Consider the following 25,948-nt stretch of genomic DNA (forward strand, 5'->3'; position numbering starts at 1 on the left):
GCAGCGAGGCGCAATAAGTCAGCCTCCAGTATACCCCGGCGTGTGAAATCGGGCGGATGCCGCCCAGGTGTCGGGAAGGTTGGGGCTAGACCGTCACGTGCTTCTTGAACTGGACAATGCGGCTGAACTCGTCGACCTTCAGGCTCGCGCCTCCGACGAGCGCGCCGTCAAGGTTCGGCTGCTTGAGGTACGAAGCGACGTTCTGGCTCGCGACCGAACCGCCGTAGAGTACCCGGGTGGCGTCGGCGATGGCGTCACCGCGCTCGGTGCGAAGCACCTCGCGGAGCGCCTTCCCGACCTCTTCCGCTTGCTCGGGTGTTGCGGGCTCGCCACTGCCGATGGCCCACACGGGCTCGTAGGCAACGACGATCTCAGCGTCTGCTGGCAGGTGGGCGAGGGCCGCGGTGAGCTGTGCCACGGGGATCGCGGCCGCGCCGTGCGTCTCGAGATCCTCTGCCGTCTCGCCGACACAGATCACGGGCACCATGCCGCCCGCGACCGCTGCGCGAGCCTTGAGGCCCACGGTGTCGTCGGACTCGTTGTGCCCGGCGCGGCGCTCCGAGTGGCCCACCAAGACGTAGCGCACGTCAAGCTTCCCGAGCATCGCGGCTGAGACGTCTCCGGTGAACGCACCGGCGGCCTCAGGCGAAACGTCTTGGGCACCGAGTGCGACGGGCAGCTTGTCGGCTGCGAGCAGCGTCTGCACCGAGCGGAGGTCGGTGAACGGCGGGAATACCGCCACCTCGACGTCAGCGTAGTTGTGCTGCGCGTCCTTGAGGCTCCACGCGAGCTTCTGCACGAACGCGATCGCTTGCAGGTGGTCGAAGTTCATCTTCCAGTTGCCTGCGATGAGGGGCGTGCGGGCGACTACGGGTGCGGGTGCGTCATTCATGCGAGGACCTCCAGTCCGGGGAGCGACTTGCCTTCGAGGAACTCAAGGCTTGCGCCTCCGCCCGTCGAGATGTGGCCGAACGCGTCGTCGGCGAACCCGAGCGCGCGAACAGCGGCAGCGGAATCGCCGCCGCCGACAACGGTGAAGCCCTCGGTGTCGGTGAGGGCCTGAGCGACCGTGCGCGTGCCTTCGGCAAACGCGGCCATCTCGAACACGCCCATTGGCCCGTTCCAGAAGACGGTCGCAGAGTCGTTGATGGCCGCGGCGAATGCGGCGGCCGAGTCGGGCCCGATGTCGAGGCCAAGCCCCGCGGCGCCGAACGAGCTCGACTCGATGGCATCGGCGGGGACAACCTCGTGCGCGGCGTCAGCTGCGAAGCTCTCAGCAACGACGATGTCCGTCGGAAGCACGATGCGAACGCCCCGGGAGACGGCCTGTTCGAGGTACCCGCGCACCGTATCGAGCTGATCCTCCTCGAGAAGGCTCGCGCCAACCGCGTGGCCCTGCGCTGCGAGGAAAGTGAAGACCATCCCGCCGCCGACGAGCAGCGTGTCGACGCGCTCAATCAGGTGTGCGATGACGCCAAGCTTGTCGGAGACTTTTGAGCCGCCGAGAACGACGGCGTAGGGCCGGTCGGCCTTCTCAGTGAGACGCTCAAGCACCTCAAGCTCGGCGGCAACAAGGCGGCCGGCAGCGCTCGGCAGCAGCTTCGCGAGGTCGTAGACGCTCGCCTGCTTCCGGTGTACGACGCCGAAGCCGTCGGAGACGAACGCGTCGCCGAGAGCCGCAAGCTGGGCGGCGAACGCTCCGCGAGCCGCGTCGTCCTTGCTCGTCTCCCCCGGGTTGAACCGGAGGTTCTCAAGCAGAAGGACGTCGCCGTCGGAGAGCGCGGCGACAGCGGCAGCGGCGGCTTCGCCGACGGTTTCGTCGACGAAGCCCACCGGTGCGCCGAGCAGCTCAGCCATGCGCGCAGCAACCGGTCGCAGCGAGAAGCGCTCGTCGGGAGCGCCCTCCGGCCGGCCAAGATGGCTGATCAGCACGATTCGCGCTCCGGCCTCGCGCAACTCACGAATAGTCGTGAGCGACGCTCGAATCCGGCCGTCATCGGTGATGCTCTTCGCCCCGTTCTCGTCGGTTGCGAGGGGGACGTTGAGGTCACATCGGACAATAACAGTTTTCGACCCCAACGGGCCGAGCGAATCGAGGGTGCGCATGGTTCCTTACGGGTGAGCTGGGTTAGATCAGGCCGGGCGTCTGGCTGCGAGCGGTCTCAAACCGCTTCGCGACGTCCTGCCAGTTCGCGATGTTCCAGAAAGCCTTGACGTAGTCAGCGCGAACGTTGAGGTAGTCGAGGTAGTACGCGTGCTCCCAGCAATCGAGCATGAGCAGCGGAACGGTGCCGGCGGGGAGGTTGCCCTGCTGGTCGAACATCTGCACGATGTTCGCGCGCTGACCGAGGGTGTCCCATGCGAGCACGGCCCAGCCCGAGCCCTGCACGCCCATCGCGGTCGCGGTGAAGTGCGCCTGGAACTTCTCGAAGTCACCGAAGAACTCGTCAATCGCCGACGCGAGTTCGCCCTCGGGGCGGCCGCCGCCGTCGGGCGACATGTTGTTCCAGAAGATCGTGTGGTTCACGTGGCCGCCCACGTTGAACGCGAGGTCCTTCTCCAGCTTGTTCACGGGTGCGAGGTTGCCCGATTCGCGCGCCTCAGCGAGCTGCTCGAGCGCGGTGTTCGCTCCGGTGACGTACGCCTGGTGGTGCTTGTCGTGGTGCAACTGCATGATCTTGCCGCTGATGTGCGGCTCAAGGGCAGCGTAATCGTAGGGAAGTTCAGGGAGTGAGTATGCGGTCATGGCAGCTCCTTTTCTGTTGAGTGCTTCTGATAGGCAGTCTATTGCGGGAACACCCGGTGAGACGAGTGTTCGCTGCGAGCTAGATCAGACGAGTTCCTCAGGAACGCTCGCCTCGGTGCCGGGGATGCCCTGATCCTCAGCGGCCTTGTCCGCCATGGCGAGCAGGCGCCTGATACGCCCGGCGATCGCGTCCTTCGTCAGCGGCGGATCGGCGCGGGCGCCGAGCTCGTCGAGGCTCGCCTCGCGGTGCGTGAGGCGAAGCTGGCCCGCGTAGCCGAGGTGGTCGGGCACATCTGAGCCAAGGATCTCGAGCGCGCGCTCAACGCGGGCGCAGGCCGCGACCGAGGCCTCGGCCGACCGGCGCAGGTTCGCATCATCAAAGTTCACGAGACGGTTCGCGGTCGCACGCGTCTCGCGCGCCTTCCGCAGGTTGTCCCAGGCGGCGCGGCACTCTTCGGCGCCCATGATCCCGAGGAGAGACCCGATGGCCTCACCATCGCGAACGAGCAGCTTCGAGACACCGCGAATATCGCGGCTCTTCGCGTCTACGCCGATGCGGCTCGCCGCCCCAACGAGGGCCATCGCCGTCTCGCTGCTCGGGCAGACGACCTCGAGGCTCACGGTGCGACCGGGAGGCGTGATCTTGCCGCGGGCGAGGAACGCGCCGCGAAGTGCGGCAGCGAGTTCCTTGGCGTCACCGGTGGTGACGCGATTCGGCAAGCCGCGGATCGGCCGGCGGCGCTGATCGAGCAGCCCGAGCTGGCGGGCGAGGGTCTCGCCATCGATCACGCGGACAAGGAACTGGGGTGCGCCCGGGCGCACGCTGGTGGGGGGCAACTGTCGGGCCTCGGCGCGCACGCCGTACAGCTCCGCAAGGTCTTTTCGCACGCGCTGAACCGTCTGCGGAGTGTGCAGTTCAGCTTCAAGGGCAATGCGCCCGTTGATCGTGTGTAGGCCGCCAGACAAGCGCAGGATCGTGGCGAGTTCCGCCATTCTCTCCCCGGTCCGTTGCACGGGGAGCTTCACCAGCTCGCTCATGACATCGGCGGTACTCGGCACAGATATTCCTTTCGAAACAGGTGAATAGCAAACTAAATGACGGCGAAGCGCGCCGGCATTTACTCGCGACCGAGGTCGCGGTGGCGGAGCTGAACGCTCACGCCGGGCAGACCGGCAAGCCGGTCTGCGAGCTCGCGGGCGACAGCCACGGAGCGGTGCTTGCCGCCGGTGCACCCAATGGCGAGCGATGCGTGACGCTTGTTCTCGCGCTGGAACCCGGCGAACACCGGTGTGAGCGCCGCTACGTAAGCGTCAATGAACTCGGAGGCGCCCTCGCGGCTGAGGACGTAGTCCTTCACAGCCGGGTCAACTCCAGTGAGCGGGCGAAGCTCGGTCTCCCAGAACGGGTTCGGGATGAACCGCATGTCGGCCATGAGGTCGACGTCGGTCGGGGCGCCGTACTTAAACCCAAAGCTCATCACCGTGAGCTGTAGCCCTGCCGTGTCCTCCGCAGAGAACATCTCGCGAGTCGCGGTCGTGAGCTGGTGCACGTTGTAGCTCGAAGTATCGACCACAACGTCGCTCGTCGCGCGAAGCTCTTGCGAGCGTTCGCGCTCGAGGCGGATGCCCTCAAGCAGGCCCCCGGCCTCAACCTGGAGCGGGTGCGGGCGGCGAACGCTCTCGTAGCGGCGCACGAGAATATCGTCAGCCGCATCAAGGAAGACCACGCGAACCGTCGCGGTGTGGCGAAGCTCGTTGACGGTCTCCTGGATATCTGCGAAAAGATCCCGACCGCGCACGTCGACAACCGCGGCGATGCGCGGAAGCGCGCCACCCGACTTGTCGGCCATGTCAGCGAGGGTCTTCACCATCGAGAGCGGCAGGTTGTCGACGACATACCAGCCGAGGTCCTCGAGGGTGTTCGCGACGGTGCTTCGGCCAGCCCCGGACATGCCGGTGACGATCAGGATCTCCTGACCTGTTGTGACCTCATTCATCCGCTACCTCCTCAAGCTCCGTGTCTGTCTGCGCATCGTCAATCTTAGCGTCAGGCGAGCTCTTTCGGAGTCGGGTAAGGTGGCTGAGAATCTGTTCTGCCGTCCGCTCGCCAATGCCGGGCACGGCCGCGAGCTCCGCAACTGACGCGGCCCTCAGGCGCGTCGCCGAACCGAAATGCCTGAGCAGCTGCTGCACCCGCTTCGGACCCAGCCCGGGCACGTCGGCGAGCTGTGAGGCGATCGCCTCGCTCCGGCGCTGCCGCTGGAACGTAATCGCGAAACGGTGTGCCTCGTCACGGGCCCGCTGCACGAGGAACAGCGCCTCGCTCGTGCGCGGAAGCACCACCGGGAACGGATCCTCCGGGAGCCAAAGCTCCTCGAGCCGCTTTGCGATGCCGCAGAGAGCGACGTCGGTGATCCCGGCTTCGCGCAGCGCGCGATGCGCTGCCTTCACCTGCGGCTCACCGCCGTCGACGATGATGAGCTGGGGTCGGGCGCGGTAGGCGCCCGAGGGCCGCTCCCCCGACTCGCGGGCGAGGTTGAGCTGCGCCGAGCGCCTGGAGACGACCTGGTAGATCGAGTCGGTGTCGTCGGTGGTCTCCTCGATGCGGTACTTGCGATACTCGCTCTTCGCCGGGAGCCCATCCTCGAACACCACAAGCGAGGCGACGACGCCGGTGCCCTGCAGGTGCGACACGTCGATGCACTCGATGCGGAGAGGGGCCTCAGAAAGTCCGAGGGCCTGCTGCAGTTCGGCGAGTGCGTCCGTGCGCGACGTGATGTCAGCGGCCCGCTTGAGCTTGTAGCGCATGAGGTTCTCGCCCGCATTGAGGGTCGCCCGGTCCATCAGCTGCGCTTTGTCCCCGCGTTCGGGGGTGCGAATGTGCACTTTGCCCCGACGCGGGCGCAGCGTCGAGAGCGTCTCCTCAAGCGACGCGAGCCCATCGGGAAGCTGGGGTACGAGCACTTCCGGCGGCGGCTCGTGACCGCCCTCGTACGCGGTCTGTAGCACCTGCTCGAGGAGCCGCCCGGGCGAGTCGTCGAGCTCAACGTCGACGATCCAGCTCCGCTCGCCCCGCACGCGGCCCCCGCGGATGATGAACTGGTGAAGCGCGGCCGAGAGCTCGTCAACACGCAACCCAAATGCGTCGACGTCAACCTCGTGGCCGAGCACGATCGCGTTCTTCTCCATGACGTGCTCGACCGCGACGATCTGATCCCGCAGGCGCGCGGCGTCTTCGTAGCGCTGCTCGGCGGCCGCGTCCTTCATCTCGCGCTGGAGTTTGCGGAACTGCGACTGGTAGTTGCCACTCAGAAACGACACGAGCTCGCCAACGCGCTCGCGGTGCGCCTCAACGGAGATCGTGTGTGAGCAGGGCCCTGAGCAGCGGCCAATCTGGCCGGCGAGGCAGGGCTTTCCGCTCGACATCGCGCGCTTGTAATCAGCGTCGTTGCACGTGCGAATCGGAAACGCCTGTTGGAGCAGGGCCGCCGTCTCGCGGATCGCCCACACCTTCGGGTACGGCCCAAAGTACCGGGCGCCCTTGATGCGCTCGTTCCGCGTGATGATGAGCCGGGGCGCCTCCTCGCCCAGGGTCACCGCGAGGTACGGGTAGGTTTTGTCGTCCTTAAACTGCACGTTGAAGGGCGGCTTGTACTCCGTGATCCAGGTGTGCTCGAGCACGAGCGACTCGGTGTCGCTCGCGACGACCGTCCAGTCAACGTTCGAGGCGAGCGACAGCATGCGGCGCGTGCGCGGCATGAGCGAGTGCATCGGTTGGAAGTAGTTCGCGAGCCGGGCGCGGAGGTTCTTCGCTTTGCCGATGTACAGCACTCGACCCTGGCGGTCCGAGAATCGGTAGACGCCAGGGCTCGTCGGGATCTCCCCCGCCGCCGGTTTGAACGCGTCACGGGGGTCCGCGGGCTCAGTGGCCAGCTCGCCCTCGTGACGAGGATCGTCGCTCACGCCAGGCGCCTCACTCGGCTACCTGCGCTGCTGCGGTTCGAGCGGCGGGTCGCTTGCGCGCTGCCTGCTTCGTTGTGGCCGTCTTCTTCGCCGCTGCTTTCTTCGCTGGCGCCTTCTTCGCGGGAGCACTCACCGCCGCCGGAGCCGGAGCGAGCGACTTCCGGGCGGTCTTTGCGACCGGGGCCTTCTCAAGCGCCTCCGCGAGGAACTGGCCGGTGTGGCTCTCCGGGTGCTTCGCGACCTGCTCCGGCGTGCCGACCGTGAGAATCGTCCCGCCGCCCGAGCCGCCCTCAGGGCCGAGATCGATCACCCAGTCGGCGCTGCGGATCACGTCGAGGTTGTGCTCGATGGTGATCACGGTGTTGCCCTTGTCGACGAGGCCGTTGAGCACGAGCAGCAGCTTGCGCACGTCCTCGAAGTGCAGGCCCGTCGTCGGCTCGTCGAGCACGTAAATGCTGCGCCCGTTCGAGCGTTTCTGCAGCTCGGTCGCGAGCTTCACGCGCTGGGCCTCACCGCCTGACAGCGTCGTCGCGCTCTGGCCGAGCCTGACGTAGCCGAGGCCGACGTCGACGAGGGTCTTCATGAAGCGGTGGATCGATGAGATCGGCTCGAAGAACTGCTCCGCCTCGGCGATCGGCATCTCGAGCACCTCGGCGATGTTCTTGCCCTTGTAGCGCACCTGCAGCGTCTCGCGGTTGTACCGGTTGCCCCCGCACACCTCGCAGGCAACGTAGACGTCGGGAAGGAAGTTCATCTCGATCTTCAGCGTGCCGTCGCCAGAGCAAGCCTCGCAGCGGCCGCCCTTGACGTTGAAGCTGAACCTGCCGGGCAGGTACCCCCGTGTCTTCGCCTCCGGGGTATCCGCGAACAGGTTGCGAATCTTGTCGAACACGCCGGTGTAGGTCGCCGGGTTCGAGCGCGGGGTGCGGCCGATCGGCGCCTGGTCGACATGGACGACCTTGTCGAGGTGTTCGAGTCCCGTGACGCGGGTGTGCTTGCCCGGAACCATGCGGGCGCCGTTGAGCTGGTTGGCGAGCACGCGGTACAGCACGTCGTTCACGAGCGTCGACTTGCCGCTCCCTGAGACGCCGGTGACCGCGGTCATCACGCCGAGGGGGAACGTCGCGTCGACGTTCTTGAGGTTGTTCGAGCGCGCGCCGACGACCTTCAGTTCGCGGTGCTTGTCGAGCGGCCTGCGCCCCTTCGGGGTCTCGATGGCTCGCCGGCCGGCGAGGTAGTCACCCGTGACCGAGTTCGTGTTCTCGCGCAGCGCGGGCAGCAGGCCCGAGTGCACGACGGTGCCGCCCTCAACACCAGCGCCCGGGCCGATGTCGACGAGCCAGTCAGCGGCCTCGATGGTCTCCTCGTCGTGCTCGACAACGATGAGCGTGTTGCCGAGGTCACGGAGCTTTACGAGCGTCTCGATGAGGCGTCGATTGTCGCGCTGGTGCAGCCCGATCGAGGGCTCGTCGAGCACGTAGAGCACGCCGGTCAGCCCAGACCCGATCTGGGTGGCGAGACGGATGCGCTGTGCTTCGCCGCCGGAGAGCGTGCCAGCAGCGCGGGCGAGCGTGAGGTATCCAAGACCGACCTCGATGAGGAAGTCGAAGCGAAGGCGGATCTCGCGCAGCACTTGCGCGGCGATCTTCGCGTCGCGCTCGCTGAGCTCAACGCTGTCGAAGAAGTGCTTCGCGTCGAGCAGGCTGAACTCGCCGACACTCGCGATCGACTCGTCGTCGACGGTGACCGCGAGCACCTCCGGCTTCAACCGCTGGCCGTTGCAGACGTGGCAGGGGACTTCACGCAGAAACTCTGACCAGCGCTCGCGCCGGTTGTCGCTCTCGGCCTCGGCGTACTGCCGCTCGATGAACGGGATAACCCCTTCGAAGCCGCTCGTGTACTTCACCTCGCGCCCGAAGCGGTTCTTCCAGCGGACGTTGACCTTGAAGTCGTTGCCGCGGAGCACGGCTTCGCGCACGTATTCATCGAGCTCGCCCCAGGGAGTCTTGAGCGAGAACTCGAGGTCTTTCGAAAGCCCTACGAGAAGCTTCTCGTAGTACTGGTACAGGCTCTTGCCCTGGCTCGTCCAGGGGATGATGACGCCCTCGCTGATGGAGAGCTCAGGGTCACCCAGCACGAGGTCTTCGTCGACCGACATGCTCGTGCCGAGGCCCGAACACGTCGGGCACGCGCCGAACGGCGCGTTGAACGAGAAGGTGCGCGGTTCGATCTCGGTGAGCTGCACCGGGTGCTGGTTCGGGCACGAAAGGTGCTCGGAAAAGACCTGCACCCGGTCGTCGGCCTTCTCGTCGCGGTCGACGAAATCGATCTGCACCGTGCCGTCGGCGAGGCGGAGCGCCGTCTCGAGCGAGTCGGTGAGACGACCGAGGCCATCCGGGGACGCGACGAGTCGGTCGATGACGACCGAGATGTCGTGCTTAATCTGCTTCTTGAGCTTGGGCGGGTCACTGAGCTGGATGAGCTCGCCATCGACGATCGCGCGCGAGTAACCGGTTGCGGCGAGCTCCTGGAAGAGGTCGACGAACTCGCCCTTCTTCTTCGACACGACAGGTGCGAGTACCTGGAACCGGGTTCGCTCTTCGAGCTCCATGAGCCTGTCAGCGATCTGCTGGACGGTCTGCGACTCGATGCGCTCACCGCACACCGCGCAGTGTGGGATACCGACGCGCGCCCAGAGCAGACGCATGTAGTCGTAGATCTCCGTGATTGTGCCGACCGTCGAGCGGGGATTGCGGTTCGTTGACTTCTGGTCAATCGACACCGCCGGGCTCAGGCCCTCGATGAAGTCGACGTCGGGCCGATCGACCTGGCCAAGAAACTGCCGGGCGTAGGCGCTCAGCGACTCGACATAGCGCCGCTGCCCCTCGGCGAAGATCGTGTCGAATGCGAGGCTCGACTTCCCGCTCCCGGAGAGCCCGGTGAAGACGACGAGCGAGTCGCGGGGAATCGACAGGTCGACGTTCTTGAGGTTGTGTACCCTGGCGCCCTGAACGCTGATGTGCGCGTGCGCCGCGGAGGAGCGGATAGGTGTTTTGCTCTGAGAAGTCACTCCCCCAGCTTAGCGGGTTCGGGCCCTTGATTCGAACGTGTGTTCTAAACAATCTGCATGTTCGCTTTCGGCCGACTCCTAGAGAACTTTGCAAGAGTGTGCCAGGGTTGAGGGTTGGGACAGATCATCAGATGAATGAGGTAGAGACCATGACCGCTCCTGCTACAGCTACGCGCCAGCGCCCCGCTCGGCCCCAGATTGTGCTCGAGGTGAAGGAGCGTGTGCAGCTCAGCCCCCACCTCGTGCGCATTGTGGCGCACGGCCCAGCGATGGCTGAGGTCGACGCGGGCGGGCACACCGACGCCTACAGCAAGATGCTCTTCAGGCAGCCCGGCAGTGACATCGCGCCACCCTACGACCTCGATGCGCTCCGCGATGAGCTCGGCGCTGACCTCGTTCCCTCAACTCGCACCTACACCGTTCGGCGGGTTGACCACGAGGCGGGCGAACTCTGGATCGACTTCGTCGTTCACGGCACCGAGGGCGTGGCTGGCCCCTGGGCAGACTCGGCCCAGCCTGGAGACCCGGTCGTGCTGCGCGGTATCGGCGGTGGCTACGCGCCAGACCCGAGCGCAGACTGGCACCTGCTTGCGGGCGACGAGTCCGCGATCCCGGCGATCGCCTCGGCGCTCGAAGCAATGCCCGCCGACGCAGTTGGCGACTGCTTCATTGAGGTTGGTGGCGAGGCCGACGTGCTCGAACTTGCTGCACCGTTGGGAATCTCAGTGACCTGGTTGTTCCGCGGCGCTGCGGAGGCCGGCACGTCGTCCGTGCTTGTTGACGCTGTCCGGGCTGCACCGTGGCGCCCCGGGCGCGTGCAGGTCTTCGTGCACGGCGAGCGTGGAGCGATGAAGGCCCTCAGGCCCTACTTCACGGATGAGCGTGACCTCGAGCGCGCACAGCTGTCGCTCTCCCCCTACTGGGCCTACGGTAGGCGCGAGGACCGCTTCCAGGCCGAGAAGCGGGAGGCGATCGGTCAGATCTAGGGCCGGTCTCCGGCCGGGGCGCTCGCACGGGTTCGGGCGCGGCACGGCCTGCCCCTAGCGGATTGCAGCAGTGGCGCCGGGGTCGATCGACCCGTAGGCGTGGCGCATGTGGTCGCTGGTGAGGAAGTCTGCGATACCGATCATGACGAGGCTGAAGAGGATCTGTTCGGTGACCATCCAGCCCGGGTAGAGCCCGGGAATCGCAGCCATGACGAGGGTCACCACGGGGAAGATCTGCGAGAACAGTCGCAGTCGCTGGTAGGCCCAGCGCCATCCGTCCGACGCTCGCCAGGCGAAGTACCCGAGGGTGAGCGTCATCCCGAGCACGACGACCGTTCGAACCCACACCGCGATCGGCACGGGCGCACCCGAGCTCGCGAGGACGAGCGCGACGGCGACCGCGCCGACCCCGAGCAGCACTTCGACGCCGAGCAGCCACCAGATCCACGCGAAGGCGCGCCTTGTCCTTTGGTGGGTGCGGTCGGCCTCGGCGATGCGAACTCCGGCCTGTCGTCCACCGGCAAGCCTGTCGAACTTCAGCAGAAGAGATTCCCAGGTCATGCCCTCAGCGTACGACTGGTGCCCCAGTGGTGCCGCAAAAACCCCAAAAGATCAACACAATGGATGACGGCGGTTGGGGCTACGATTCCACCATGAGCCTGACACTTGACTTCATCGGAATCGTAACGACCGACCTCGCGGCCTCGCTCGCGTTCTACCGCGAGCTCGGACTCGAGATCCCCGCCGACGCCGACGGCGAAGCGCACGTCGAGGCGGTGCCTCCCGGTGGCATGCGGATCGGGTGGGACACGCTCGAGACCATCCAGGGGTTCGACCCCGCCTACGAAGTTCCGACGGGCAGCCACCGCGTCGCCTTTGCGTTCCAGGCCGGCTCGCCGGCGGAGGTCGATACGGTATTCGCGAAACTCACCGCTGGAGGCGCAACCGCGCGGGTCGAACCGTGGGATGCGTTCTGGGGGCAGCGATACGCGACTGTCATGGACCCCGACGGCAACGCCGTCGACATCTACGCACCGCTGCCGGGCTCGTAGCTGGCTGGGCCGGGTCGGCGGTTGCCGCCCGGCTCGGTGCCACCGCAGCACCGGCTAGATGTGGCCCGCGGCGTCCATGCTTCGCAGCTCGCGCTTCATCTCTGACACTTCGTCGCGCAGGCGAGCGGCGAGCTCGAACTTCAGCTCCTCAGCCGCAAGCAGCATCTGCGAGGTGAGGTCGGCGATGATCTCCTCGAGCTTGTCGGCGCCCTCCGCGCCGATCGCGCCGGCGCGCGATGCGGCTTTGCCCTTTGCGCGCTGCGGTGATCCCTTTTGGGCGTGGCGGGATGTGCGATTCGCGAGCACCTCGTCAGTGTCGGCCGCCTCGCGGTTGAGCACCTCGGTGATGTCGCCGATCTTCTTGCGCAGCGGCTTCGGGTCGATGCCGTGCTTCGTGTTGTATTCCACCTGAATCTCACGGCGGCGGTTCGTCTCCTCGATTGCGAGCTGCATCGACGGCGTGATTCTGTCGGCGTACATGTGGACCTCGCCTGACACGTTTCGCGCCGCGCGGCCGATCGTCTGAATGAGCGAGGTCGACGAGCGGAGGAAGCCCTCTTTGTCAGCGTCGAGGATCGCGACGAGCGAGACCTCGGGCAGGTCGAGGCCCTCGCGGAGCAGGTTGATGCCGACGAGCACGTCGAACACGCCGGCTCGCAGCTCCGTGAGTAGCTCGACGCGACGCAGCGTGTCGACGTCGGAGTGCAGGTAGCGGACCTGGACCCCGGCCTCTTCCATGAACGTCGTGAGCTGCTCGGCCATCTTCTTCGTGAGCGTCGTCACGAGCACGCGTTCATCGCGCTCGACCCTGCGGCGAACCTCTTCGAGCAGGTCGTCGATCTGCCCCTCGGAGGGCTTGACGACGATCTCGGGGTCGACGAGCCCGGTCGGGCGGATGATCTGCTCGACAACGCCGTCAGCGAGCTCCATCTCGTACTTTCCGGGCGTCGCCGACAGGTACACGGTCTGCCCGACGCGCTCTTTGAACTCGCCAAACTTCAGCGGGCGGTTATCGAGGGCGCTCGGGAGGCGGAAGCCGTGGTCGACGAGCGTGCGCTTTCGCGACGAGTCACCCTCGTACATCGCGCCGATCTGCGGCACCGTGACGTGCGACTCGTCGATCACGACGAGGAAGTCGTCGGGGAAGTAATCGAGTAGGCAGTGCGGCGCCTCCCCCGGCACGCGCCCATCCATGTGCATCGAATAGTTCTCGATGCCCGAGCAGAAACCGATCTGCTCCATCATCTCGAGGTCAAACGTTGTGCGCATGCGCAAGCGCTGCTCCTCGACGAGCTTGTTCTGCGACTTCAGCTCTGCCGAGCGGGCTTCCAGCTCAGTCGAAATGTCACGCATGGCCCGGTTCATGACTTCGCGGCTCGCGACGTAGTGCGACCCGGGGAACACTGACACGCTGTCGACCTGCTTGACGACCTCACCGGTGAGCGGGTGCAGGTAGTACAGCGCCTCGATCTCATCGCCGAAGAACTCGACCCTGATAGCGAGCTCTTCATACATCGGAATGATCTCGACGGTGTCGCCGCGCACGCGGAAGTTTCCGCGCACGAATTCGATGTCGTTGCGCTGGTACTGCATCTCGACGAACCGCCTCAGCAGCACATCGCGGTCGAGGCGATCGCCGACCTGCAGCGGCACCATCGCCTCGTAGTACTCCTCAGGCTTACCGAGGCCGTAGATGCACGAGACCGTCGAGATCACGACGACGTCGCGGCGGCTGAGCAGCGAGTTCGTCGTCGAGTGGCGCAGGCGCTCGACCTCGGCGTTCACCGACGAGTCCTTCTCAATGAATGTGTCGGTCTGCGGCACGTAGGCCTCGGGCTGGTAGTAGTCGTAGTACGAAACAAAGTACTCGACGGCATTGTTGGGCATGAGCTCACGGAACTCGTTTGCGAGCTGCGCCGCGAGGGTCTTGTTGTGGGCGAGAATGAGTGTCGGGCGCTGCACCTGCTCGATCAGCCACGCCGTCGTCGCAGACTTGCCGGTGCCCGTGGCGCCGAGCAGCACAATGTCGGTCTCTCCCGCGTTGATTCGGCTCGCGAGCTGCTCAATCGCCTGCGGCTGATCTCCACTCGGCTCGTACTCACTGACGACCTCGAACGGGCGAACGCTGCGGGTAGTTTCCATGGGTCAATGCTAATCCACTGATCGCCCTATTCGAAACTTTGTTCGCATAGGGCGATCAGCGAACGCGCTACGGGATGAGTACCGCTCGGCCCGCGATCTTGCCGTGGTGCAGGTCATCGAACGCTTGCGGTGCGTCGTCAAGCGAGTAGCGCACGACCTCGACGGAGATCTTGCCAGCCTGCGCAAGCGCAACCACCTCGCGCATATCGCTTCGCGTGCCCCCGTACGCGCGCTCGATGTTCACGCCCCACGGGAGCCCCGCGCCCGCGCCCGCTCGGTACTCGAAGGTGCCGCCGCCGAGCCCGACGAAGCGGATCGCGCCGCCGCCGCGCACCACGGCCACGGCGAGGTTCACGGTCGGCTGCACGCCAACGAAATCGAGCACCACGTCGGCGCCGACTCCCCCGGTCTCCGAGAGGATCCGCGCAGCGGCGTCGCCGTCGCTCGGGATCGCGAGGTCAGCGCCGTGCTCGCGTGCGAACGCGAGCTTGTTGGGGTCAGTATCGAGGGCGATGACGCGCGCGCCGGTCGTCGCTGCGAGTATCTGCAGGGCCATGTGGCCGAGACCACCGAGCCCGATGAGCACGACGGTCGCGTCGCCGGTCATGCGGTTACGCACGGTATTGATGGCGTGCATTGGTGTGAGCGCTGCATCAGCGAGGGGGGCTGCTGTGACGGGATCCAGGTCCCCGATCGGATCGAGATGGTGTGCCTTCACGGCCAAGAAGTCAGCCATCCCGCCGGGGCTGCCGATGCCCGGGGAGAGCGGAGCGAGGCTGCCACGCGGTGCGACGACCTCGCACTGGTTGTCGCGCCCAGCGAGGCACTCCCGGCAGCGGCCGCACGACAGAATAAGTGACACGATCGCGCCGTCGCCAACCTCCCAGCCCGACACGTCCGCGCCGAGTGCGTGGACGTACCCCGCGACTTCGTGCCCGAGCGTGCTTCCCACGAGCGGGCTGTCGTCGCCGCCGGCGATAATGCTGATGTCAGAATGGCAGACGCCAGCGCCTCCGACACGCAAGAGCACCTCATCCGGGGCGATTTCTGGAACCGGCTTGTCGTGCACCTCGACGGTGTTGTTTCGAACGTAGGTCACTGCGCGCATGAATCGTATCCTTTCGCAGGCGCTCGGCCCCGTGCGGCGCCGAGCGCTCCGTCTCCTCAGGCTACTCCGGCGAGACCTGACTGTCGCGTGTGAGCGCAGGCTGCGCACGAGAACCTCACACACCCCGTGGTAGCCTGGCCGTCCTTGGCTGGGCATCGAACGAGAGTGGGATCACTGGTGAAACTCGCAGAAGCGCTTGCGCTCCGCGGCGATACGCAGAAACGAATCGCGCAGTTGCGCTCGCGCATTGTTGCGAACGCGCGTCACCAGGAGGGTGACACTCCCGTTGAGGACGCGGCAGCGCTGCTGGCGGAGGCCGAGCTCGCTGCGGGTGAGCTCGAGGCGCTCGTCCGGAGCATCAACGCAACGAACTCGGCGATCAAGCTTGAGATCGCCCCCAAATCTCCGAGTGGCGGCCGGCGCCGCCAGCAGAGTGGCGCCGCCACCACCGCGCAGGTGACCATGACCGACGCGCTTGCGCGCCGGGATGGCCTGCGCTTACGCCACTCGATCCTTGTCGAGGCCGCCGACGCGGCGCAGGATCAGGGCGTGTACCGTCAGATGCGCTCGGAGCTGCGGCAGGTGTCGGTGCTTCCCGTTCCCGAGCTTCGAGGGCAGGCTGACGTACTCGCGCGGGAGCTGCGCAAGGCTCGATCTTCGCCTAGCCGGGCACCGCTTCGGCAATCCACAACTTCACACACGCGAGTCGGTACCGACTCGACCAGCGGGCACACCCCGCGCCAGACGGGCAACTCTGGCTCTTAGCAGGGTGGCGGGCAGCCCAACGCGTTCACAGTGCAGCCCAGCACTTCGCACACGTGACTGCTCACGCCGCACAGTGCACTACCGCGTGCCGGGGTCGAATCGGGAGGGTGGGAACGGGGACATTTTGCGTGGTGGGCTGCTCGTTAGTCAGGCCTGAGTGCGAGATTGCCGACGCCTGACAATCGAATATCGGAAAGCCCCTGCCAGGTTGCAGCCTCACGCAGGAGCGAGGCGGCCACGTCCGCCGTCTGGCGCGGCGCGCCGGGCTCTTGCCAGGCCGCCTGCACGAGCAGCGCGTTACCGGCGCGGTCGGCCTTGAGGTCGATCCGACCCGCGAGGCGCCCGCCCACAAGGAGCGGCAGGCAGTAATAGCCGAACTGACGCTTCTCCTTCGGCGTGTAGATCTCTATCCGGTAGTGGAACCTGTGGATCCGCTCGGCGCGGGGCCGGAACCACGCAACCGGGTCGAAGGGCGTGAGCAGCGCGTCCGGGGCGAGTCGCGATGGCACAGCGGCGTCGCGGTGGAGCCAGGCCTGCTCAGGCTTCCCAGACTTCGCGAGCCACCCCTCGACCTCGACGGGAACGAGCTCACCCGACTCGACGAGCGCAGCAACGGCGACCCGGGCTTCGGGGGTCTTCAAGCGGTGGTAGTCCGCAATATCTGCGAGTGTGCCGACGCCGAGTGAGCGAGCCGCCCGCGAAACGAGTTTACGTTGTGCGTCAGCGCGAGCGACAGACCGGAGGTGCGCCTCGGGAATGATGTCCTCGGCAAGCGCGTAGCGCCGCTGAAAGGACTCGCGGCCCGCAGCGACAACCTCCCCGGCGGCGAACAGTACCTCGACGGCGTGCTTGGTGTCGCTCCAGTCCCACCAGGGGCCGCGCTTCTCACGCGGGCCATCCTCGAGTTCCCTGACGAGCTGGGGGCCGTCGGCCCGCAAGCGCTCCCGCACCGCCCGGATGGTGGGCTCGAGGCGCTCCCAGCGGCCGTCGCGGGTGTGCCGGGCACGAAAGTCATCCATGCGCCAGCCGAAAAGCGGCCTGTCGGACACGGGAATGAACGCGGCCTCGTGCGCCCAATACTCCGTGAACTCGCCGCTCCCCCAGAGGTGCTCGTCGAGCCGGTCTTGCGAGTATCCCCCGTGGCGGGAGAACACCGGCATGTAGTGGCTGCGTGAGAACACGTTCACGGAGTCGATCTGCAGCACGTGCAAGCGCGACAGGGCCGAGTCGAACGGGCGTCGCACACCCATGCGTCTTGAGTTCGTGAACCCCTGCGCGGCGAGCGAGACTCGGCGGGCCTCGGCTGCGCTGAGCGAGGCGGTTGCTCCTGCGGGTGTCATGAGGCCACGCTACCGCTACCCACCGACGTTTCTGGCACCGGCGCGTAGATCACGACGTGCATGTCAGCGGCGTCTGAGGGTACGAGCCTGTGGTGCTCAAACACGAGTTCCCCGTCGGTCGGGTGAGTAAACGTGCGCAGCCGTGACGTAAAGCGGCTCACTGTCTGCTCTGCCCACTGCTCTCGAAACTCGGGGCTGAGCTCGGTCAGCGACTCGATGAGCGCCCGGTGCCGCTCCGAGCTCAGACGCACGCCCGACTCCGCTCTGAACTCGGCGAGAAAGCTTCGGCTGTCGCGCTCCCAGTTTGGCAGCAGCGCGCGGTTGCGAGGGTCGGTGTAGATGATGCGCAGCAGATTGCGTTCCTCCGCCGGCGCCGCGACGATCGGCCCGTAGAGCCACTCGTACCCGGCGTTCCACCCGACAATCGTCCAATCGCTCGTCAGGATGAACGCGGGAAACTCGAACGAGCGGATGAGGTTCAGCAGGTGGGCGGGCGCCTCGTCAGGTGGCGGCGGCACCTGCGCCCGGCCCGGCGAGGCGAGGGCGTGGACGTACTCGGTTTCCGGCTCGGTGAGCTGGAGCACGCGCGCGACGGCGTTCAAGACCTGGTCGGAGGCATTGATTTCGCGCCCCTGCTCGAGCCAGGTGTACCAGCTCACGCTGATCCCCGAGAGCGTCGCAACCTCTTCGCGGCTCAGGCCCGTCTCGCTGCGGCGGTTGCCCGGCGGCAGGCCGAGTGCGGCGCGAGACTGGGTGCGCCGCTTGGTGGCGAGAAACTCTCCGAGCTGTTGGCCGCGGGCTGTGCGTGGGCGAATCATCAGATCATAGTACTCCCAGTACTAGTACCTACGCTCACTTCCGCCAGCCGCGCGGGCGTGGCTTACTGGAACAATGCCCACGTATCGCTCTTTTACAGTCACTCACGGCCGCAACATGGCCGGTGCCCGCGCGCTCTTGCGCGCCGCCGGCGTGAACGGCGCCGACCTCGGCAGAAAGCCCATCATCGCCGTTGCGAACTCGTTCACCGAGTTCGTCCCGGGTCACACGCACCTCGCCCCGGTCGGGCGCATCGTCTCAGACGCAATCATCGAAGCAGGCGGCATCCCGCGCGAGTTCAACACCATCGCCGTCGACGACGGCATCGCGATGGGGCACGGTGGCATGCTGTACTCGCTGCCGTCACGTGACCTCATCGCAGACTCCGTCGAGTACATGGTCGAGGCGCACTGCGCCGACGCGCTCATCTGCATCTCGAACTGCGACAAGATCACTCCGGGCATGTTGCTCGCCGCCCTGCGCCTGAACATCCCGACAGTCTTCGTGTCGGGCGGGCCCATGGAGTCGGGCCGCGCGGTGCTCGCGAACGGCATGGTGCGCACGCTCGACCTCGTCGACGCAATCTCCGACGCCGTCAACGACAAGATCTCCGACGAGGACATGCTGAAGATCGAGGAGTCGGCATGCCCGACCTGCGGGTCGTGCTCGGGCATGTTCACGGCGAACTCGATGAACTGCCTGACCGAGGCGATTGGGCTGTCACTCCCGGGCAACGGTTCGACGCTCGCGACCCACACCGCGCGCAAGGCGCTGTACGAAAACGCCGGCAAGACGATCGTGGAGATCACCCGGCGTCACTACGACGACGATGACTACAGCGTGCTCCCCCGCAACATCGCGACGCCCGAGGCGTTCGGCAACGCGATGGCGCTCGACATCGCGATGGGCGGGTCGACGAACACGATCCTGCACCTGCTCGCCGCAGCCCACGAGGCGGGCGTTGACTTCGGCCTCGACGAGATCGATGCAGTCTCGCGGCGCGTGCCCTGCCTCGCGAAGGTGGCGCCCAACGTCGCGAACGGCAAGACCTATTACATGGAGGACGTGCACCGGGCCGGGGGCATCCCCGCGCTGCTCGGCGAGCTGCGCCGCGGCGGCCTGCTCGACGAGAACGTCCACACCGTGCACTCGCAGACCCTCGGCGAGTGGCTCGACGAGTGGGACGTGCGGGGCGGCAAGGCCTCCGACGAGGCGTTCGAGCTCTGGCACGCGGCGCCCGGCGGGGTGCGCTCGTCGACGGCTTTCTCGCAGTCCGAGCGGTGGCGAGACCTCGACCTTGATCAGGAGAACGGCTGCATCCACTCGGTCGAACACGCCTACTCGAAGGACGGCGGCCTCGCGGTGCTGCGCGGCAACATTGCCGTCGACGGCGCTGTCGTGAAGACCGCTGGCGTTGACGAGTCGATCTGGACGTTCTCGGGTCCGGCCGTCGTGTGCGAGTCGCAGGACGAGGCGGTCGAGAAGATCCTCAACAAGCAGGTGAACGAGGGCGACGTCGTTGTGATTCGCTACGAGGGCCCGAAGGGCGGGCCTGGCATGCAGGAGATGCTGTACCCGACCTCGTTCCTCAAGGGGCGCGGGCTCGGCAAGAAGTGTGCGCTCATCACCGACGGCCGCTTCTCGGGCGGCACCTCCGGTCTCTCGATTGGCCACATCTCTCCCGAGGCAGCGAGCGGCGGAATCATCGCGCTCGTGGAGGATGGCGACACCATCTCGATCGATATCCCGACGCGGGCGCTCACGCTCGACGTTCCCGAGGCCGAGCTTGAGCGGCGCCGGGCCGCACTCGAGGCCGCCGGTGGCTACCGGCCGAAGAACAGGGTGCGCCACGTCTCAGACGCGCTGCGAGCGTACGCCGCGTTCGCCCAGTCTGCCGATAAGGGTGCCGTGCGGGTGATCCCCGAAACCATCTAGGCCGTACGCCGCCAAAACGCATCATCCCCCCGAGGCGACCCCCCCTAACTACGGTTAGGAACGGGTGGTTTCGGGGGGGATGATGCGGTTTAGTGGCTGCCGGGCCGCAGTCGAGCGGTTACGCGAACCAGAGGCCGAGCTCGCGCTCAGCCGAGAGGGTCGAGTCCGACCCGTGTACGAGGTTCTGCTGCACGGCGAGGCCCCAGTCGCGGCCGAGATCGCCACGGATGGTGCCGGGAGCGGCGACTGTGGGGTCGGTCGCGCCCGCGATCGAGCGGAAGCCCTCGATAACGCGCTCGCCCTCCGCGCGGACAGCGACGACGGGCCCTGAGCTCATGAACTCGATGAGCGGCTCGTAGAACGGCTTGCCCTCGTGCTCCTCGTAGTGCGCGGCCAGCAGCTCGCGGCTCGGGGTCAGCATGCGCAGGCCGGTGATCGTGTAGCCCTTCGCTTCGATGCGGCGCAGGATCTCGCCGGTCAGCCCGCGGGCGACTCCGTCAGGCTTGACGAGGATGAGTGTTTGCTCGGTGGACATGAGGCTCCTGTTCGAGTGGTGTGTTCTGCGATATTCAGTCTAGTGAGGGGGCGAGCTGGCGGTGCGCCAGCCCCTACCCCTACTGGGCGCGGAGCGCCGCGTTCTGCTCGTCGATCTTCCCGCCGCGCACGATGCAGTAGACCCACAGCGCCGTGAAGATGCCGCCGACAAAGAGCGCGGCGGGCAGGATGAAGGCGGTCGCGAGCATGAGCGCGTGGGTCACCCAGCCCAGCCGGATCCCGACCTCGCCGAAGCGGATCGTCGCGAGCGACACGACGCACAGGAGCGCGAGCACCCCGCCGATCACCAGGCCGAGCCAGCGCGGGTCGGTGATGCCGAGGCCGAAGATCGTCAGCCCGATGAGCACAACGATGATGAGTTCGAAGCCGAGCACGATCGAGGCGAGCGCCTTGCGCGTGGAGCGTTCACCCTTCGTCGCGCCAGAGATGCGCATCGCCGAGTTGTGGGCGGCGGCCTCCGATGGCGAGAGGACGAGCTCCTCGTCGGATCCGTCCTGCGGCTGGCCGGGTGTGGTGGTCATGCGGTCCCCCAGTTCTCCGAGCGTGAGTGGGTGATGGCCTCGCCCGCGAGCAGCACAGAGCCGACGACGAGCACGGCACGGGAGTTCGACTCCCCCGCCCAGCTTCGCGCGCGTTCGAGCGCGAGCGGAAGCGAGGCGAGTTCCTCGATGGGCGTATCCGGGATCGCCGACTCCGCGATCACGGCGAGCTCTTCAACAGGGAGGGCCCGCGGCGAGTCGACGGCGGTCACGAAGACCTGGTGGGCGATCGGGGCAAGCGTCTCGAGCAGCCCGTGCGCGTCCTTCTCTTCGAGCACGCCGGTGACGATCGCCAGCTCTTCGAAGGCGAACGACTCCGTGACGGCGCGCACGAGTGCCTCGGCGCCGTGCGGGTTGTGGGCAGCGTCGACGTAGACGATCGGGTCGGTGCCGATGAGCTGCAGGCGGCCCGGCGAGGTGAGCTGCCCGAGCCCCTCGTCGAGGACCTCCTCAGGGATCGGCCGCTCGCCACCAAAGAACGCCTCCACCGCGGCGATCGCGAGCGTCGCGTTCTCCGCCTGGTGCTGCCCGTACAGCGGCACGAAGGCCGGGTCGTACTGGTGACCCGTGATCCCGACCACGTCGACCTGCCTGCCGCCAACCGCCAGGCGGTCCTCGGCGAGGCTGAAATCGCGGCCCTGCGCGTAGAGCCGCACACCGAGGTTCGCAGCGGTGTCGGCGAGCTCGCCGAGCGCGTCGACATCCTGCTCCGCTGTCACGGCGGTGCTGCCGGCCTTCATGATGAGCGACTTCGTGTGCGCGATCGTCTGCGTGTCCGGGCCGAGGTGCTCGGTGTGGTCGAGGCCGATCGGGGTGAAGACGGCGACCTGGGCGTCGACGATGTTCGTCGCGTCCCACTCACCGCCCATCCCGACCTCGATGACCGCGACCTCGACGGGCGCATCAGCGAACGCGACAAACGCGAGTACCGCGAGGGCCTCGAAGAAGGTGATGCGGCCGTGCCCGGCACCCTCAAGCTCGGAGTCGACGAGCTGCAGCGGCAACCGCAACTCGTCCCAGGCCTCGGCGAGCGCGGCCTCAGCGATCGGCTGGCCGTCGATCTGGAAGCGCTCGGTGAAGTCGACGAGGTGCGGGCTCGTGAAGAGCCCGGTACGCAGCCCGTGGGCACGCAGCAGCGATTCGATCGCGCGGCTCGTCGACGTCTTGCCGTTCGTGCCGGCGACCTGGATGACCGGGTACGAGAGCTGGGGCGACCCGGCGAGCTCGGCGAGGCGGCGCACCGGCTCGATGCGCGGGCGCGGGTTCGCCTCGCCGACGCGGGTGAGGAGCTCTTCGTACACCTTCGCTGCGGTGCCGCTCATCGCGCGTCTCCCGACTCGGGTGCGTCGAGACCAGTGACGTCGATGGTGATGACGACCGGCGCCTTCTCGACGCCGAGCGCCTTTGCGCCGGTGATGAACACCCCGCCACCCGGAGACTGCAGGTCGTCTACGATCGCGTCGATCCCGATCGCCTCCTGCACGGCGATGCCCTCGGCGAGCGTTTCTGCCGCGATGAGCGCCGCGTGCGTCTGCAGCGCGGCCGCGTGCGCGGGCTCGGCGTTCAGCGCGAGCACGATGCGGTCGCTCACGTCGAGCCCGGCGGCCTTGCGGGCCTCCTGGATCGCGCGGATCGCATCGCGGGCGATGCCCTCGGCCTCGAGCTCTGGCGTAGTCGCAGTCTCGAGGATCGCGAACCCGCCGCCCTGGATGAGCGTGATCGCGGGGCCGCCATCCTCGGCGCCCGCGCCCGCCTTCAGCGTGAGCTCATACTCGTGGGGCTCAAGCGCGATGCCGCCGGCGACGATCACGCCGTTCTCCTCGCTCCAGTCACCGGCCTTCGCCGCCTTGATCGCGGCCTGCACCTGCTTGCCGAGGCGGGGCCCCGCGGCGCGCGCGTTCACAGCGAGCGTCTGCACGATGCCGTTCTCGGCCGCGCTTGACTCGGTTTCCTGGACGAGCCGCACCTGCTTGACGTTGAGCTCATCGCGCAGAATGTCGGCGAAGGGCTCGAGCGCCGCGGGACGCGACGTGACCACGGTGAGCTCCGCGAGCGGCAGGCGCACGCGCAGCTTGTGCGCCTTGCGCAGCGAGAGCACCTGCGAGGTGATCTGGCGCACCTCGTCCATCGCGGCGACGAGCTCGTCATCGACGGGGAACTCGGAAGCGTCGGGCCAGTCGGTGAGGTGCACGGAACGGCCACCAGTGAGGCCGCGCCATACCTCCTCGGTGACGAGGGGTGCCATCGGCGCGGCGACGCGCGCGAGCGTCTCGAGCACGGTGAAGAGCGTGTCAAACGCCTGCTTGTTTGCGGGCTTTCCGTTCTCGCCGGTGGTGCCCTCCCAGAAGCGGTCGCGCGAGCGACGCACGTACCAGTTGGTCAGCACCTCGGCGAACGCGCGGAGCGTCTCGGCCGCAGAGGTCGTGTCGAGCCCGTCAAGGTGCGCCTGGACCTCGCGCACGAGCGTGCCCGTCTTCGCAAGGATGTACCGGTCGAGCGGGTCGGTCGAGTCGACGCGACGCTCGGCCTCGACGCCGTCGGCGTTCGCGTACAGGCTGAAGAAGTACCAGCTGTTCCAGAGCGGCAGGATGAACTGGCGGACGCCCTCGCGGATGCCCTCCTCGGTCACGATGAGGTTGCCGCCGCGCACGACGGGCGATGCCATGAGGAACCAGCGCATCGCGTCGGAGCCGTCGCGATCGAAGACCTCGTTCACGTCGGGGTAGTTCTGCAGGCTCTTCGACATCTTGTTACCGTCGGAGCCGAGCACGATGCCGTGGCTGATGACGCTCTTGAACGCCGGGCGGTCAAAGAGCGCCGTCGCGAGCACGTGCTGCACGTAGAACCACCCGCGGGTCTGGCCGATGTACTCGACGATGAAATCGGCGGGCTGGCTCTTCTCGAACCACTCAACGTTCTCGAACGGGTAGTGCGCCTGGGCGAACGGCATGGAGCCCGAATCGAACCAGACATCGAGCACGTCTTCGATGCGCCGCATCGTCGATTTGCCGCTCGGGTCATCCGGGTTCGGCCGGGTGAGCGAGTCGATGTACGGGCGGTGCAGGTCAATCTCGCCTGCCTCGTTGCGCGGGAGCTCGCCGAAGTCGGCCTCGAGCTCCGCGACCGACCCGTAGACGTCCTCGCGCGGGAACTCCGGGTTGTCGCTCTGCCACACTGGGATCGGGCTGCCCCAGTAGCGGTTGCGGCTGATCGACCAGTCGCGCGCGCCCTCAAGCCACTTGCCGAACTGGCCGTGCTTGACGTTTGCGGGGACCCACTCGATCTCCTCGTTCACCTCAAGCATGCGGTCCTTGATCTCCGTGACGCGCACGAACCAGCTCGAGACCGCGCGGTAGATCAGCGGGTTGCGGCAGCGCCAGCAGTGCGGGTACGAGTGCAGGTAGCTCTGCTCGCGCAGCAGGCGACCGGAGGCCTTGAGCATGCGGATGAGTGGGCGGTTCGCGTCCATCCACAGCTCGCCGGCCACGTCGGTGACCGCGCTAATGAAGCGGCCGCCCTCGTCGAGGCTCACGATCGTCGGCATGCCCGCGGCGGTCGTGAGGCGGTGGTCGTCCTCGCCGTACGCGGGCGACTGGTGGACGATGCCGGTGCCGTCGGTGACGGTGACGTAGCCATCGACGAGCACTCGCCAGTAGTTGTCGGTGCCCCAGGTCTCGGTGTCCGCGAAGTAGTCGAAGAGTGGCGCGTACTCGACGTTCAACAGTTCGGCGCCCTGCAGGGTGCGCGTGACGGCGGCACGAACCTCGTCAGCAGACTCGTAGCCGAGGTCTGACGCGTAGTTCCCCGCGAGATCCTGCGCGATGAGGTAGCTCGCCTCCCCCGCGGCCGCGCCGTCGGAGCCGCCGGCGGGGCCAGCGGGCACGACGACGTACGCGATGTCGGGGCCGACAGCGAGAGCGGCGTTCGTCGGCAGCGTCCACGGCGTCGTCGTCCAGGCGAGGGCGCGCACGCCCGAGAGGCCGAGCTCGTCGGCGCGGGCGCCGCGGAATGGGAAGGTGACGGTGACCGACGGATCCTGGCGTTCCTGGTACACGTCGTCGTCCATGCGCAGCTCGTGGTTCGAGAGCGGCGTCTCGTCGCGCCAGCAGTACGGCAGGATGCGCTGGCCTTCGTAGGCGAGGCCCTTGTCGTAGAGCTGCTTGAAGGCCCAGATGACGCTTTCCATGAAGGAGACGTTGAGCGTCTTGTAGTCGTTCTCGAAGTCGACCCAGCGCGCCTGGCGGGTGACGTACTCCTCCCACTCCTTGGTGTACTGGAGCACGGATTCGCGGGCCTTCGCGTTGAACGCGGCGACACCCATCTCCTCGATCTCGCTCTTCTCGGTGATGCCGAGCTGCTTCATCGCCTCAAGCTCGGCGGGCAGCCCGTGGGTGTCCCAGCCGAAGCGCCGCTCGACCTTCTTCCCGCGCATCGTCTGGAAGCGTGGGAAGACGTCTTTCGCGTAGCCGGTGAGGAGGTGGCCATAGTGGGGCAGGCCGTTCGCGAACGGGGGACCGTCATTGAAGACCCACTCGTCGCAGCCCTCGCGCTGCGCAATGGAGGCGCGGAACGTGTCGTCCGCGTCCCAGTAGGAGAGCACTCGCTGCTCAACCTCGGGAAGTCGCGGAGATGGATTCACGCCGAATGCGACGCCCGCGGTCTCGCCGGTCGTCTGCTTGGGATAGCTCATAGGGGGTACCTTCTCATCACGCGATTCTCACGCTGGGGCGAGTGTGCGAATCGATTCGCATCCCGCGGTACCACCCGGCTTGCGCTCATGGAGCGCCACTTCATTGAGCTGTAACGGGCCACCCGTCTGGTTCTAGTGAGCCGCCCGAGGGTGGCCGTTCTTCCAGAGACTCCCCGGTGATGGCCGGTTCACAGTCGATACGCCTATTCTAGCCCGGTTTTGCTGGGCCGCGGGTGAACTC

Annotated in this window: 21 protein-coding genes; 5 read left to right on the forward strand and 16 right to left on the reverse strand. The window is 66.9% G+C overall.

The window, feature by feature from the left end; translation table 11 throughout:
• Positions 1–85: 85 nt before the first annotated feature.
• The 7 genes from tpiA to uvrA form a co-directional block, all read right to left on the reverse strand.
• Complete coding sequence (gene tpiA / locus FB468_RS02260; RefSeq protein ID WP_141885910.1) at positions 86–892, reverse strand: triose-phosphate isomerase; 807 nt, start codon at positions 890–892, stop codon at positions 86–88.
• Entirely contained in the window at positions 889–2,106 is a 1,218-nt protein-coding gene (locus tag FB468_RS02265; protein WP_141885911.1) for a phosphoglycerate kinase, read from the reverse strand. Before FB468_RS02265 ends, tpiA begins: the two co-directional genes overlap by 4 nt.
• Positions 2,107–2,128: 22 nt before the next feature.
• Entirely contained in the window at positions 2,129–2,746 is a 618-nt protein-coding gene (locus tag FB468_RS02270; RefSeq protein WP_141885912.1) for a superoxide dismutase, read from the reverse strand.
• A gap of 84 nt (positions 2,747–2,830) precedes the next feature.
• Positions 2,831–3,805: a DNA-binding protein WhiA gene (gene whiA / locus FB468_RS02275; protein ID WP_141885913.1), complete on the reverse strand. Its 975-nt coding sequence runs from the start codon at positions 3,803–3,805 to the stop codon at positions 2,831–2,833.
• A gap of 59 nt (positions 3,806–3,864) precedes the next feature.
• On the reverse strand, positions 3,865–4,743 hold the full coding sequence (gene rapZ / locus FB468_RS02280; RefSeq protein ID WP_141885914.1) for an RNase adapter RapZ: 879 nt from the start codon (positions 4,741–4,743) through the stop codon (positions 3,865–3,867).
• The gene (gene uvrC, locus FB468_RS02285; protein WP_141888074.1) at positions 4,736–6,679 is read right to left on the reverse strand and encodes an excinuclease ABC subunit UvrC; all 1,944 of its coding nucleotides are present in this window, start codon (positions 6,677–6,679) and stop codon (positions 4,736–4,738) included. Before uvrC ends, rapZ begins: the two co-directional genes overlap by 8 nt.
• Positions 6,680–6,719: 40 nt before the next feature.
• Positions 6,720–9,779, reverse strand: coding sequence for an excinuclease ABC subunit UvrA (gene uvrA, locus FB468_RS02290; protein WP_211359064.1), 3,060 nt, complete (start codon positions 9,777–9,779; stop codon positions 6,720–6,722).
• A 149-nt stretch (positions 9,780–9,928) separates the two neighbouring features.
• On the opposite strand from uvrA, the gene FB468_RS02295 reads away from it, so the two are divergent.
• Positions 9,929–10,765: a siderophore-interacting protein gene (locus FB468_RS02295; protein WP_141885915.1), complete on the forward strand. Its 837-nt coding sequence runs from the start codon at positions 9,929–9,931 to the stop codon at positions 10,763–10,765.
• A 54-nt stretch (positions 10,766–10,819) separates the two neighbouring features.
• Here FB468_RS02295 and FB468_RS02300 read toward each other — a convergent pair whose 3' ends face one another.
• Entirely contained in the window at positions 10,820–11,326 is a 507-nt protein-coding gene (locus FB468_RS02300; RefSeq protein ID WP_141885916.1) for a hypothetical protein, read from the reverse strand.
• 92 nt (positions 11,327–11,418) lie between these two features.
• Here FB468_RS02300 and FB468_RS02305 point away from each other — a divergent pair, with 92 nt between their 5' ends.
• Complete coding sequence (locus FB468_RS02305) at positions 11,419–11,817, forward strand: VOC family protein (protein WP_141885917.1); 399 nt, start codon at positions 11,419–11,421, stop codon at positions 11,815–11,817.
• 54 nt (positions 11,818–11,871) lie between these two features.
• Here the strand turns inward: FB468_RS02305 and uvrB are convergent, their stop codons facing one another.
• Both uvrB and FB468_RS02315 read right to left on the reverse strand, forming a co-directional pair.
• Positions 11,872–13,959 carry an excinuclease ABC subunit UvrB gene (gene uvrB / locus FB468_RS02310; protein ID WP_141885918.1) on the reverse strand — a complete coding sequence of 696 codons (2,088 nt, stop codon included), beginning with the start codon at positions 13,957–13,959 and terminating at the stop codon, positions 11,872–11,874.
• Positions 13,960–14,026: 67 nt separating this feature from the next.
• On the reverse strand, positions 14,027–15,067 hold the full coding sequence (locus FB468_RS02315; protein WP_141885919.1) for an alcohol dehydrogenase catalytic domain-containing protein: 1,041 nt from the start codon (positions 15,065–15,067) through the stop codon (positions 14,027–14,029).
• Between FB468_RS02315 and FB468_RS17540 the strand changes: the two genes are divergently transcribed.
• Both FB468_RS17540 and FB468_RS02320 read left to right on the forward strand, forming a co-directional pair.
• The gene (locus FB468_RS17540) at positions 15,066–15,200 is read left to right on the forward strand and encodes a hypothetical protein (protein WP_281290254.1); all 135 of its coding nucleotides are present in this window, start codon (positions 15,066–15,068) and stop codon (positions 15,198–15,200) included. The two genes, FB468_RS02315 and FB468_RS17540, sit on opposite strands and share 2 nt — an antisense overlap.
• A gap of 44 nt (positions 15,201–15,244) precedes the next feature.
• Positions 15,245–15,832, forward strand: a complete 588-nt coding sequence (locus tag FB468_RS02320; RefSeq protein WP_170219605.1) for a DIP1984 family protein — start codon at positions 15,245–15,247, stop codon at positions 15,830–15,832.
• A 143-nt stretch (positions 15,833–15,975) separates the two neighbouring features.
• On the opposite strand, the gene FB468_RS02325 is transcribed toward FB468_RS02320, so the two are convergent.
• Positions 15,976–17,172 (reverse strand): winged helix-turn-helix domain-containing protein, encoded by a 1,197-nt coding sequence (locus FB468_RS02325; RefSeq protein WP_141885920.1) that lies wholly within the window; start codon positions 17,170–17,172, stop codon positions 15,976–15,978.
• On the reverse strand, positions 17,169–17,990 hold the full coding sequence (locus tag FB468_RS02330; RefSeq protein ID WP_141885921.1) for a helix-turn-helix transcriptional regulator: 822 nt from the start codon (positions 17,988–17,990) through the stop codon (positions 17,169–17,171). Before FB468_RS02330 ends, FB468_RS02325 begins: the two co-directional genes overlap by 4 nt.
• A 73-nt stretch (positions 17,991–18,063) precedes the next feature.
• On the opposite strand from FB468_RS02330, the gene ilvD reads away from it, so the two are divergent.
• Positions 18,064–19,923: a dihydroxy-acid dehydratase gene (gene ilvD / locus FB468_RS02335; protein WP_141885922.1), complete on the forward strand. Its 1,860-nt coding sequence runs from the start codon at positions 18,064–18,066 to the stop codon at positions 19,921–19,923.
• A 118-nt stretch (positions 19,924–20,041) separates the two neighbouring features.
• On the opposite strand, the gene ndk is transcribed toward ilvD, so the two are convergent.
• The 4 genes from ndk to ileS all read right to left on the reverse strand — a co-directional run bounded on the left by ndk (position 20,042) and on the right by ileS (position 25,707).
• Positions 20,042–20,458 carry a nucleoside-diphosphate kinase gene (gene ndk, locus FB468_RS02340; RefSeq protein ID WP_141885923.1) on the reverse strand — a complete coding sequence of 139 codons (417 nt, stop codon included), beginning with the start codon at positions 20,456–20,458 and terminating at the stop codon, positions 20,042–20,044.
• Between the two features lie 79 nt (positions 20,459–20,537).
• The gene (locus FB468_RS02345) at positions 20,538–20,999 is read right to left on the reverse strand and encodes a DUF4233 domain-containing protein (RefSeq protein WP_141885924.1); all 462 of its coding nucleotides are present in this window, start codon (positions 20,997–20,999) and stop codon (positions 20,538–20,540) included.
• Positions 20,996–22,339 carry a bifunctional folylpolyglutamate synthase/dihydrofolate synthase gene (locus FB468_RS02350; protein ID WP_141885925.1) on the reverse strand — a complete coding sequence of 448 codons (1,344 nt, stop codon included), beginning with the start codon at positions 22,337–22,339 and terminating at the stop codon, positions 20,996–20,998. Before FB468_RS02350 ends, FB468_RS02345 begins: the two co-directional genes overlap by 4 nt.
• Entirely contained in the window at positions 22,336–25,707 is a 3,372-nt protein-coding gene (gene ileS, locus FB468_RS02355) for an isoleucine--tRNA ligase (protein ID WP_141885926.1), read from the reverse strand. The genes FB468_RS02350 and ileS overlap by 4 nt, the downstream gene beginning before the upstream one ends.
• Between the last annotated feature and the right edge of the window lie 241 nt (positions 25,708–25,948).

It is taken from the genome of Leucobacter komagatae, from assembly GCF_006716085.1.
Classification (GTDB): Bacteria; Actinomycetota; Actinomycetes; order Actinomycetales; family Microbacteriaceae; genus Leucobacter; species Leucobacter komagatae.